We start from the raw sequence: 11,668 nt of genomic DNA, 5'->3' as shown, positions 1-11,668 counted from the left end.
CTCCGGCGTTTGAGGAGCGGGGGTCCGGGGGCAGCGCCCCCGGGGGACGGGAACGGGAAGGGGCGGCGGGGGCGAAAGTCAGCCCCGGAACGAAGGCTGGGCCACACCCTTGCCGGCGCCCCGGACCACCAGCAGGGACCCCGAAAGGGGATGCGGGGACTCGAGGCCCACGCGAGCCGTGGTGATGTACAGATCCGTCAGATCCGGCCCCCCGAACGCACACGCCGTGACCAACGGAACCGGCAGCGGCACGACCCGCTCCAGCTCCCCGGCCGGGGTGTACCGGCGCACCGCGCCACCGTCCCACAGCGCCACCCACACACAGCCGTCCGCGTCGACGCACAGCCCGTCGGGAAACCCCGCCCCCTCCTCGATCGCGGCGAACGAACGCCGGTTCGTGATACGGCCGTCCGCCGCCCCCACGTCGAAGACGTCGATACGGCGGGTCGGCGAGTCGATGTAGTACATCAGCCGCCCGTCCGGACTCCAGCCCGTCCCGTTGCTGACGGCCACGTCGTCCAGCAGGACATGCACCGCGCCGTCCCCCGCGACACGGGACAGCGTGCCCCCGCCGGGCGCCTCGTCGTACCGCATCGTGCCCGCGAACAGGCTCCCGTCCGGCGCGACCGCCGCGTCGTTCGCGCGGCGGCCGGGAACGACCTCCCGGTGCAGCCAGCGGAAGGTGCCGTCCGGGTCGAGCAGCCCGACGCCGTCCCGCAGGTTGAGGACGAGTCCGCCGCCCGCGCGGGGCTTGACCGCGCCCACGTGCTGGTCGGTGCGGAGCACGGTGCGCCGGCCGGTGGCGGGGTCGTAGGTGTGGACGCGGGAGCCGAGGATGTCGATCCACAGCAGGCGGCCGGTGGCCGGGTCCCAGGTGGGGCCCTCGCCGAGGGCCGCCTCCGCGCGGACGGCGACGTCGAAGGTGTGTGTCATGCCACGCTCCTGTGGCCCAGCCGCTCGGACAGTTCGGCGGCGCCCTTGACGGCCAGTTGCTCCAGCTCGCCCAGCCGCTCGTCGCTCCAGCGGATCATCGGTACGGAGATGGACAGCGCGGCCACCACCTGCCCCGTGCGGTCGCGCACCGGGGCGGCGACGCAGGACACGTCCGGATTGGACTCGCGGCTCTCCACGGCGACGCCCCGGGCGCGGATCTCCGCAAGGGTCTCGCGCAGGGCGGCCACGTCGGTGATGCTGTTGGGGGTCATCGCTTCCAGCTCGGCGTCGCCGGGGATGCGCGCGGTGAGTTCGTGCTCGGGAAGGGAGGCCAGGAGCATCTTGCCGACGGAGGTGCAGTGGGCGGGCAGTCTGCGGCCGGCCGCCGACACCATCCGCACCGCGTGGGTGGAGTCCACCTTGGCGATGTAGATGACGTCGGTGTCCTCCAGTATCGCCACGTGCACCGTCTCGTCGCAGGTCTCGGCGACCGAGCGGGCGACCTGCTGGCCCTCGGCGGCGAGGTCGAGGTGTTCGGCGTAGCGGGCGCCGAGCTGGTACGGGCGTACGCCGAGCCGGTAGCGGCCGGGCTGGCCCGCCACCGGGACGATGTACTTCCGGGCGGCGAGCGTGGTCACCAGCTCGTGCACGGTGGTGCGCGGCAGCTGGAGCCGGCGCACGATGTCGGGGGCGGAGAGCGTGCCGTCCCCGTCGAGGAAGAGCTCGAGAATGTCGAGAGCCCGGGTCACGGCTGGTACGAGGCGTCCCACGACCGGCCCCCTCCCTAATGTGTCTCAGGCGCCTGCGGTCGTTCGAGATTTCAACAGGCGATCGGAATGGCGAACACACAGGCTAGCCATCCGGGTCGCCGTGGGCAACGGCATGAATGCGGACAGCGCCCCGGCAGGCCGGGCTCAGGCTCCCGTGTGGATGTGCGCCGCCCACAGGGAGGGGGCCTGCAGGGAGTCCCGCGCCGCCACGGCGGCGGCACGCAGAGCGCGTGCGGACTCGGGGAGCGCGAGGCCGGACGCCGTCCGGACCCGTAGCTCCCGGTAGAAGGTGTCCGCCATGTCGTACGCGACGTCGTCCTGGACCTGCCAGAGCGTCCCGATCACGTGCGGGAAGCCCGCTATGAGGAAAGCCGAGGTCAGATGGATCGACTCGTCCTGGAGTCCGGCGATGTCGACGACGGCGGTCCGGCACGCGGAAAGGTAGGCCAGGCGCGCGCGGGAGAGGTCGACGGCGGCAAGGTCCGCGACGGTGAACGCGCCGGACGTGCCCGGAGGGTCCTCCCGCAGCACGAGGTGGCTGTGCGAGGGATTGCGGGAATCGGTCAGGCCGTGACAGGCGAAGTGCGCGACCGTGGCCTCGGGCAGCCGGCGCAGGACGTTGGCCACGGTGGGGAGAGCCGCGGGTTCGCCGGCCGGTGCGTCCCGGCCGGTCAGCAGCGTGGTCCCCGGCGCGTGCTCCGCCACCAGGGCGGCCTCGTCGTCCGCGGTGGACAGATACCGCGGTCCCGGCTGCCCCGGCACCGCGACGACGAGCGTGCGCGGCTCGGGGACGGGCGGCGCTTCGGCTCGCCCGAGCGCGTGGTGCAGTGCCCGCACGGTCGGTGTGTAGGAACTGACGGTCCGGTCCATCACGGTGCGCGGCGTCGTGCCGTCCGCCCGGTCCCGGTGATGTCCCGCCGCGTGCAGCGGCAGCCGGCTAAGGGCTCCACCGGGTACCCACCAGACGCGCGGCAGTTCGCCGGCCGGCGGCGGGACGTCACCGGATCCCCCGATGATCCCGAGGTCGTCGAGCACGGGTTCGGCCACGGTGTCCCACAGCCACTCCAGGGTCCGGTGCAGCACCGCCTGCGCCGCGACCGGATCCGGGTGGTCCGGATCGCCGACATCGCTCAGGGCCTGGTGGAAGGCCGTGGCCCGGTCGGTGACCGCCTCGGGCGTCAGCCCGGTCAGCGGCAGGCTCCTGACGTCGCCGCCGGTCAACAGCAGCGCGTGGCTGCCGAACCGGCTGACGTTCACGATCACCACCGGTCCGTGACGGGCCGCGTCCCTCAACCGCTCCTCGGTAGGGGGCAGTCCGAACCGCTCGAATTCCCCTCCGAGAGCACGGATCCGGTCCTGGACCGCCGCGAACGCCCGCGCCAGTTCCTGCCGGTCGGGGGAGGCCGCGGCCGCCTCTTCGCGGCGCGGCGGTTCGTGGCGCACGGGGCCGGCGAACAGCCCGGTGGGGCCCTCGCGCCGTATGGGCTCGCGCCCGAGGGCGCCGCGCAGCGCCACGTACCTCCTGGCCAGTCCGCGCTTGCGGGCGTACAGCAGGGTCAGGGCGTCGTCCCGGGTGTCGAGGGCCTGGCCCAGGAGAACACCCCGGCCGAGTTCCAGGAGCCCCAGTGCCCGGGCCGCGCGTCGTTGCCCGTCGGTGCCCTCGCCCTCGTCGCTCCCGTCCGTTCCCGCCAGGATCAGGGGACTGCGACCGGCGAAGGTGATCAGGGCCGGTTCTCCGTTCCCGACGCCCAGGGAGGCCATGAGGTCGCTGCCCGGTCCGCCCAGCACAAGCGCCGCGGCGTCGGCGGCCAGCCCGGCGAACTGCCCGAGTCCGTGCTGCTGGTCGTCGCGGTCCAGGCGTCGGGGTGCCACCTCGGGCAGCAGCCGCACCGCGGCCTCCAGGAGACGCGCGGCGTGGCGCCTGCTCCAGCGGGACGTCATCGCGGCCGCCGTCCACGCGGCGCGTATCCGGACCGCCGCGGGGGCGGTCCGCAAGGACACCATGTCCACGAACAGGCCGACGGCCTCACCCAGATCCCGCGGATCGCGGGTGCGCGCGTGGCGTTCGAGCAGCGGGTGGGCGAGGTTGTGCAGACGGGTCACGCGCTCGTAGTGGTTCTCGGGGGTCAGAGCGAGCGCCTCTCGCTGCACGGAGACCGCGTCGTCCAGGTCCCGCGGGACGGCGGTCAGGGCGTACCGGGCACGCAGGGCTCCGCCCAGGTTGGAGAGCGTGCCCGCCCGCCCGGGGTCGTCCTCCGGTGCCCGGTCCAGTGAACGCCGGTAGACCGTGACGGCTTCGTCCAGGTCGGCGACCGCCCCGGTGCGCTGGTGGAGCGCCAGCAGGGCGGTGCCGTGGTTGGAGAGCACTCCCGGCGCGCCGGGATGCCCTTCGGTCAGTTCCTCGACGGCCTGCCGCTGCAGGGCCACGGCCGCCTCCAGCCCGGCGACCCGGTCGTGGCGCTCGGAGTGCTCCTGCAGGGCGACGCCCAGATGGCTCAGCCGGATGCCGCGGCTGGGGTGGCCTTCCGGCAGTGCCCGCACCGCCCGGTGTCCGGCGTCGATGGCGTCGTCCAGGTCCGCCGTCGACCCTGTGTGGGCGTAGCGGGTGCTCAGGGCTGTAGAGAGGGCGGAGAACAGGAGGGGTCTGCGCCGCGGGGCGTCCTCGTCGGCCGCGAGGGCGGCCCGCAGCCGCTCGACGCTCGCGTCGAGATCCCCCAGGTCGCCGAACCGGCGGAACCTGACCTGGTGGGTGATGCCGAGTTCCCCCAGAGCACCGGCGCGGTCGGACGGCCCGGCCGGTGTGGAGTCCCGTACACCTTCCCGGCCGAGGGCGAGCGCCCGGTCCAGGTCGGCGGTCCGCCCCGTACGCTCGAAACGCGCCCGCAGGGAGGCGCCGAGGGAGACCAGGACGCCGGGGCGCCGCGTGCTCCCGGCGGGCATGATGTCCAGCGCGCGTTCGTCCAGGGCGATCGCCCTGGTCAGGTCCGTGTCGGCGCCGTATCGCTCGAAGCGCTTGCGCAGGGGTTCGGCGAAGGCGGACAGCCACTCGGCGAAGAGTTCGTCCCCGACGACCGGCCGTATCCGCTCCCGGGTGACCTCCTCCCACAGGGTGACGGCCTCGTCGAGGTCCGCCCGGTCGCCGGTCCAGTCGTGGCGGGTCCACAGGACCGCCGCCAGCGACGCCTGGGCCGTCCGGCGGAAACCGTCGGTGGCGGTGGGCAGTCCGGAGAGGTGCCGGTAGATCCCGACGGCCTCGTCGAGAAGGACCAGTTCCCCGGAGAGCCAGGCTTGGGCGGTCAGCGCCCGGGCCAGGACGTGCGCCGCGACCGGGCGGCCGGCGTGGTCCCCGGGAAGCCACCGGAGCGCCTCACGGCCGTCGGTAATCGAGCGGGCGAGGTCGTCGACCGCGCCGGTACGGAGATGACGCGCCAGGAGGAGCTCCGCCAACTGCCCGTGTGTTTCCCCGGCGCGGGCGGCGTGCGTCCGGCCGGGTCCCGCGCTCTCCTCGTCCGCCCCCTGCCGCAGGAGGCCGATGATCTCGTCGTGGTCGGCCGTGCCGGACGACCGTGCGGAGCGCGCCCGCAGGGCGACCAGCAGGTTCTCCCGGAAGACGGGGCGCTCCGCGTGCGCGGCGGGCAGCGCGGCCAGGGCGGTCCGGCTCGCGTCCACCGCCTCCTCGAGGTCACGCACCTCGCCCCCGTTCTCGAAGCGGGTGAACAACGAGATGCCGAGATAGGAGAACCGGTGGGCCCGTCGCGGGCTCCCGTCCGCGGTGGACCGGGCGGCCCGGCGGTCGACCTCGATGGATTCGTCCAGCACGCCGGGCTCCCCGGTGCGCAGGAGGCGGATGCGCAGGCAGACCCCGAGGTCCGCCAGCCGATCGGCGTGTTCCGGGGTGCCGGGGGCGGTCAGTTCGGCCAGCCGCCGGGCCACGGCCGTCAGTTCGGCCAGGTCCGCCGCGGTCCCGGTCGCGCCGTAACGCGTCCGCAGCACTTCCCACTGATCCGCCAGCAGCGCCCGGACATGGGCGGAGGAGGCATCCAGGGCGTCGGCGAGGTCCAGGACCTGCCGTCCCGTCTCGATCACCTCGTCGAGGTCCGCGCGGGACCCGGCGGCCCACTGCCCCCCGGCGCCCCTCGCCGAACGGTGGCGGTCCCACAGCGCCATGCGCAGGAGGGACAGCATCGCCGCTCGTCCTTCCCCCGGTTCCGGCAGCACCTCCAACGCCTGCCGGGCGGCCTCCACACTGCCGTCCAGCGCATCGCCCGACCGCGTGGCGCCGTAGAGCCCCCACCGGGCCAGGGCCAGGAGCACACGACGCTCCGGACACCGCGGATGGCCGGCGCCGGTGGCCGCCACGACGCGCTGCCACACATCGGCCACCCGCCCGTGGAGGACCGGGTCCTTCGTGCTCCCGGCCTGTGCCAGCCACTCCCGCGCCACCGGCTCCGCCGCGTCGGCCAGCAGGGGGAGCAAGGGCCCGGGGATGTTCCCGTCCCCCCTCAGGAAATACGGCAGGAGCGCGTCCGCACAGGCCTCGAGCGTTTCACCGTCGAGTTCGCGGAGGCGGCCCTCCAGCCACTCGGCGTCCGCGAGAGCCTCCGGGCCCGGCGCTCCGGCCGGATCCCCGCTCGTGAGGATCCCCCTCAGCCTTTCGGCCACATCGGACGTGCCGTCCTCGATCATGATGCTCCTCCCCGTCGCGGATCACCACACTCATCACTTCCCCTGCCCATCCCTCAACTCACATGAAAACAGGATGCTTTGGGTATTCCGATCGGTATTGCCCGATCCATATCAGGAGGCGCCGTGAGCACTCCGCCCCTGCGCGGCGACGGCCGTTCCCCGTCCGCCCGCCGTACACGGCCGTCCGGTGACCAGGTCCGGGACGGTCTGGCACACGTCTGCGAACGGCTCGACGACCTGAGGGACAGGCTGCGGCGGTACGGAGACACCGAGTCCCTGAACCGGCTGACGGAGCGTCTGCGCGACGGCGAGGAGGCGGTCGCCGACGACGTCCTCACCATTCACCGCACGGTCCTGGCCCACGAGGGCCGCGGCATCTACGGCGCCGTCCGCGGGGTGGACAACGGCAGGCTCCCCGGCGGGGACGACCCCCGGCCCGCCTCCGTGGTCCACCTCTGCCCACAGGGCCGTTGCTCCCGCCTCTGGCTCCCGCACGACGGTGACGGCCCGGTCCCCGACTGCGCCGTCTTCGGCGTGCGGCTGAAGCAGGAAAGGCTGTACTGACTTGGGCAGTGTGCTGAGTGAGTTCGCCAAACGGGTCGCCGGACGCTGGTTCGAGCTGCTGGTGGTCCCCGGCGCCCTGTATCTGGTGGCCCTGGCCGTGGCGCACACCTGGGGATGGAGCCACCCCTTCGGTTTCGACCGGCTGGACGGCCGGCTCACAGCCTGGTCCGAGTCCCGCCGGCTGCGCTCGACGGGCGGGCTCGTCATCCTCCTGGCGGCCGCCACCGCCGCTGCGGCCGTGATCGGCATGGCCGTCGGGGTGATCGCCGCGCTCGTCGAGTCGTTCTGGTTCGCCGACGGCCGGCGGACCCGGCTCGGTCCGCTCAGGAGGCTGGTGCGAGGACGCGTCGGCCACCGGCGCCGTACGTGGGAGGAACGACGCCGGAACTTCCAGCGGGCGCACGACCGCGAGGTGGACGCGGTGCGGTACGGGCGGCCGCGCGACCCCGACGGCCTGGACGCGGCCCACCGGAGACTGCTCCGCATCGCACCGGAACACCCGGCCACACCGACCTGGATCGGTGACCGGGTCAACGCGGTGGCGGTGCGCGCACGGCGCGAGCACGGCCTCGACCTGGACCTGGCCTGGCCGTATCTGTGGGTCGTCCTGCCCGAGACGGCGCGCACGGAGATCGTCGCCGTCAGGAGCGAGCTGTCCGGCGCCGCCCGCCTGGCGGGCTGGAGCGTCCTCTACGCCCTTGCCGGGATCCTGTCCTGGCCGGCCTTCCTCCTCGCGGCGTGCCTCGCCGCGGCCGCCCGGCACCGCGGCCGGACGACAGCGGCGACCTACGCGCGGCTCCTCGACGCCACGGTGCGCCTGCACGGTACGGACCTCGCCGACAGCCTCGGCATACCGCACCACGGCACCCTCGACGCCTCCACCGGGAACGCGGTCACCAGCGCCCTGACACCGTCGACGCCGCCCGCGGGACCCTGACGCGGCGGCCTCGCCCCCGCGCCCTCCGGCGGTGATGCTCCGTACCCCGCCCCGCAGGGGTTTCGCTTCCTCACCGGCCGGAAGGCCCGATGATGGACGGCGTGCCCTCCACCACCCCGTCCCCCTTCACCCCGCTCGACTTCCAGCTCGTGCTGCTGCGCCGCATGGCCGATCACAATCCCGGCCCGGTGGAGGAGGCACGGCACCGGCTGGGCGTCTCCCTCGCCCGGATGCGGGAGGCCAACCGGCGCTGGCAGGCGATGGTCCGCTCGCCGCGTCCCCGCCCGGCCCTGGCCCGGTACCGTTCCGTCCTCGGCGAGCCGGAGTCCCGCACCCCGCGCCGGATCGGTGACCTGGACTGCGAGGCGTGGCGGTGGCCGGTCCCGCTCTGGCCCGATCTGCGCTTCGAGGTACTGACTCCGGCGGCGGGTGGGGCGGTGTGGAACGAGTGGCTGGTCCGCGCGCCGAACGCCGAACCCCCCGCCCTCCGCACGCTGGAGGACCTCACCCCCTGGTCCTGCACGGTCGACGAGGCGGCCCGCGCCTTCGCCCCCGCCCGCCCCCTGGAGGGCACGGCCCCGACCCGCTGGGGACTGGCCTTCACCGCCCCGGACACGACCGGCGCACACCACGAGGTGGTCGCGGAGTTCACCTGGGGACTGCTGCAGCGTACGACGGTGGCATGACCCGGCGCGGGGGCGGCGGTCTCCACCGTTGAGCGCCGGGGACCGAGTGGCAGCGCGCCGTAGCAGGGGAGATGATGGAGGCGGCCCATCGTGCACGCGCGCACTCCGCGGACGCGTCCGGCGGACAACGACTCGTCGGCACTCGTCATCTCCCGCACCACCACGAGGGGTTCCCCATGCCTCGCACCGATGAACTCTCGCTGGCCACCGAACCGCCGCGATCGCCTCTGCTGAGGTCTCCCGTACTGCCCCTCGATGCCCACGCCACCCTCATGGCCAGGACCCGGGACCTGGCGGCACGTCTCGACCGGGTCGAGCCACTTGGGCCCACCCCGCCCGCGCCGACTCCGGACGTCGTCTCGCTGGCGGAGTTCCAGTCCCCGTTCAAACAGCAGAACGACCGGGGAACCTGCTGGGCGTTCGCGGGCGCGGCCGCGCTGGAGGCCGCCTACCGGCGCAAGTTCGGCACGTCCGTCGACGTGTCCGAGGAGTACGTCTTCCACATGGGCAAGGCGTTCGCGCTCAGCCGCGACGAGCAGGGCAACGTCGCCCAGCCGGTCGAGAACAACTCGTCGCTGACCGGCTTCCAGGGCAGCGGTGACATCGTCAAGAAACTGACGGAGAACGCCGCTCCGCCCGAGGGCGCCGCGCCGTACCTGCCCAGTCAGCAGGCACTGCTCGACATCCTCCCCGTGCTCGGCCTGCCCGGCGAGCAGGCGCTGGCCGGCCAGGAGGACTTCGACGCACTGGAGTTCTGCGAACAGCACATCCCGCTCCTCGCCCGCGTGAACGCCAGGTACCGGGCCGCGGGCTGGTTCAACACCGACCCGACCGTCGAGGCCATCGAGAACACGCTCGCGTCCGGGCGCGAAGTCGTCTGCGACGTCACCCATCTCCCGCCCCCGCAGGGCGGCCATGTCCTGCTGCTGATCGGCTACGACCGCACCCGCCGGGTGTTCCTCGCGAAGAACCACTGGGGCGAGAACCACTTCATCGAGATCCGGTACGAGAACGACCCGACCTGGCGGATCGCCTCCGCCTGGTACATCACGGACGTCGTCGACCCGGCGTTCGTGCAGAACGAGGCGTGCTGGCTGGGGAACTGGTGGATGGACGTCCGGGGCAACACGTTCCGCGTACTGCTGCGCCGCAGCGAGGACTTCGTCCGGCCGGGGCAGCCGACCCGCCTCGGCTCGGCCTACCTCTCCGACGGACGGCACGACGTGAACGGCATGTTCCTGGACGGCGGCGGCCACCTGCGGCTGTTCGTGGCACCGGGGCCGGCCCCGACCCCGGCCGGCGCCACCGTCGGCACCCAGATCGACGTGCACCTCGACTTCACCGACATCTACAACGCCGCCGGGGCGCTCGCCGGCGGCACTCCCGTGACGATGTCACGCTTCCGGACCCGGTTCGCCGCCCTGTTCGAACACCGCGACGGCGGCGGCGCCTGGCAGGCCCGGCACGGGATCGACGGGGAGACCTATCAGCGCACCTTCGACGAGCTGACGGCGCAGGGATTCCGCCTCACCTCGGTCAACGGGTACAGCGAGGGCCGCGGCGCCCGCTACAACGCGGTCTGGGAGCAGACCGACGGACCTCCCTGGGAGGCCCGGCACGGCCTGACCGGCGCCGAGTACCAGGCCGTCTTCGACGACCTCACGGCACGCGGCTTCCGGCTGCGGACCGTGAGCGGCTACGCGATCGACGGCGAGGCACGGTACGCGGCGATCTGGGAGCAGCGCGAGGGCCCCGAGTGGCAGGCCCGGCACGGCCTGTCCCGGGTGGAGTACCAGCGGACGTTCGACGAGCTCACCGCACAGGGTTTCGTCCTGCGGCAGGTCAGTGGCTACCGGGTCAACGTGGACGTCCGGTTCGCCGCCCTCTGGGAGAAGCAGGGCGGTGTCGCCTTCGAGGCCCGGCACGGCCTCACCGGCGGCGGATACCAGAAGACGTTCGACGAGTTGGTGAACGCCGGGCACCGGCTCGCCTGGGTCAGCGGCTACAGCGACACCGGCATCGCCCGCTACGCCGCCCTGTGGCACCGGGCGGAGGGCGGCCCCTGGCACGCCCGGCACGGCCTGGACGCGGCGGCGTACCAGCAGACCTTCGACGAACTGAACGCCCTGGGCTTCCGCCCGGTCTGCGTATCGGGGTACGGGGACGGCTTCCACGCCGCCTGAGGTCAGCCGGCCGCGTTCTTGAGGAGTTCCTCCACCACGCGCGGCACCGACTCCGGGTGCAGCCACAGGAACAGGTTCGGCTCGACCAGTTCCAGCTCCATCACGCGCGGCTGCCCGTCCTCGTCGTCCACGACGTCGACGCGCGCGTACAGCAGCTCGGGCCGCCCCGGCACGGAGGCGAGGGCCCTTCTCGCGAGGGCGGTGTCGGCGAGGGACGGGGTCCAGTCGGTCAGCCCGGGATGGGCCACCTTGCGCTGGTCGTACGGCGTGCCGGGCGCGAGGACCGGACCCTTGCGGCTCGCGTGCAGAAGATTCCCCCCGAAGAACTGCAGCGCCCGCTCACCGGCCGTCTCGATGCCCCGCATGTACGGCTGCACCATCGCGGTGAACCCCTCCGCGTGCATCCGCCGCAGCTGCCGTACGGCCGTGTCGTGCTCGTCGGGGGTGTAGCGGGCGGCGAACCGGGCGCCGGCGCCGGAGGTGGGCTTGACGACGTACTCGCGGTCGCCGGGGAGGTCGAGCGGGTCGCCCGCCGCGATGTACCGGGTGTCCACCACCGGCACCCCGGCCTTCGCGAGGTCCCCCAGATACCGTTTGTCGGTGTTCCAGCGCACCACGTCCGCCGGATTGGCCAGCCGGGTGAGCGCGCCGCACCGCTCGGCCCAGGCGGTGAACTCCGCCGACCGCCAGCTGTAGTCCCAGGTGGAGCGGATCACGACGAGGTCGAAGCGGGCCCAGTCGACGCCGTCGTCGTCCCACACCTCGGCGGACGCCTGCGCCCCCGCCTCCCGGAGCGCGCGCACCAGCCCCGGCAGATCCCGGTCCTCGGAGATGTCGGGGCCGGGCCGGCAGGTCACCAGGGCGATTCGGGGCACGATGTCTCACCTCTCGCACGAACAGCTGAGCGAT

General features: G+C 73.5%; 8 protein-coding genes. 4 read left to right on the top strand and 4 right to left on the bottom strand.

Going from position 1 to position 11,668, the window contains the following annotated elements; translation table 11 throughout:
* Positions 1–78: 78 nt before the first annotated feature.
* The 3 genes from IF28_RS0112745 to IF28_RS40180 all read right to left on the bottom strand — a co-directional run bounded on the left by IF28_RS0112745 (position 79) and on the right by IF28_RS40180 (position 6,389).
* Entirely contained in the window at positions 79–933 is an 855-nt protein-coding gene (locus IF28_RS0112745; protein WP_030218166.1) for an SMP-30/gluconolactonase/LRE family protein, read from the bottom strand.
* Positions 930–1,703 carry an IclR family transcriptional regulator gene (locus tag IF28_RS0112740; protein WP_030218164.1) on the bottom strand — a complete coding sequence of 258 codons (774 nt, stop codon included), beginning with the start codon at positions 1,701–1,703 and terminating at the stop codon, positions 930–932. Before IF28_RS0112740 ends, IF28_RS0112745 begins: the two co-directional genes overlap by 4 nt.
* Before the next feature lie 144 nt (positions 1,704–1,847).
* A complete protein-coding gene (locus tag IF28_RS40180) occupies positions 1,848–6,389 on the bottom strand; it encodes a CHAT domain-containing protein (RefSeq protein ID WP_051713725.1) in 4,542 nt (1,513 codons plus the stop codon).
* Between the two features lie 123 nt (positions 6,390–6,512).
* Between IF28_RS40180 and IF28_RS0112730 the strand changes: the two genes are divergently transcribed.
* The 4 genes from IF28_RS0112730 to IF28_RS37040 all read left to right on the top strand — a co-directional run bounded on the left by IF28_RS0112730 (position 6,513) and on the right by IF28_RS37040 (position 10,759).
* A complete protein-coding gene (locus IF28_RS0112730) occupies positions 6,513–6,953 on the top strand; it encodes a hypothetical protein (protein ID WP_030218158.1) in 441 nt (146 codons plus the stop codon).
* A 1-nt stretch (position 6,954) separates the two neighbouring features.
* The gene (locus IF28_RS37045) at positions 6,955–7,890 is read left to right on the top strand and encodes a hypothetical protein (RefSeq protein ID WP_051713724.1); all 936 of its coding nucleotides are present in this window, start codon (positions 6,955–6,957) and stop codon (positions 7,888–7,890) included.
* Between the two features lie 92 nt (positions 7,891–7,982).
* Entirely contained in the window at positions 7,983–8,576 is a 594-nt protein-coding gene (locus tag IF28_RS0112720) for a hypothetical protein (protein ID WP_199808984.1), read from the top strand.
* A gap of 176 nt (positions 8,577–8,752) precedes the next feature.
* Positions 8,753–10,759 carry a hypothetical protein gene (locus IF28_RS37040; protein ID WP_051713723.1) on the top strand — a complete coding sequence of 669 codons (2,007 nt, stop codon included), beginning with the start codon at positions 8,753–8,755 and terminating at the stop codon, positions 10,757–10,759.
* Between the two features lie 2 nt (positions 10,760–10,761).
* Here IF28_RS37040 and IF28_RS0112710 read toward each other — a convergent pair whose 3' ends face one another.
* Entirely contained in the window at positions 10,762–11,634 is an 873-nt protein-coding gene (locus tag IF28_RS0112710; RefSeq protein ID WP_030218145.1) for an ATP-grasp domain-containing protein, read from the bottom strand.
* Between the last annotated feature and the right edge of the window lie 34 nt (positions 11,635–11,668).

This window comes from Streptomyces sp. NRRL WC-3626 (assembly GCF_000718785.1).
GTDB lineage: Bacteria > Actinomycetota > Actinomycetes > Streptomycetales > Streptomycetaceae > Streptomyces > Streptomyces edwardsiae.
Note: the sequence above shows the minus strand (reverse complement) of the source record. Positions and strands in the feature narration are given on the sequence as shown.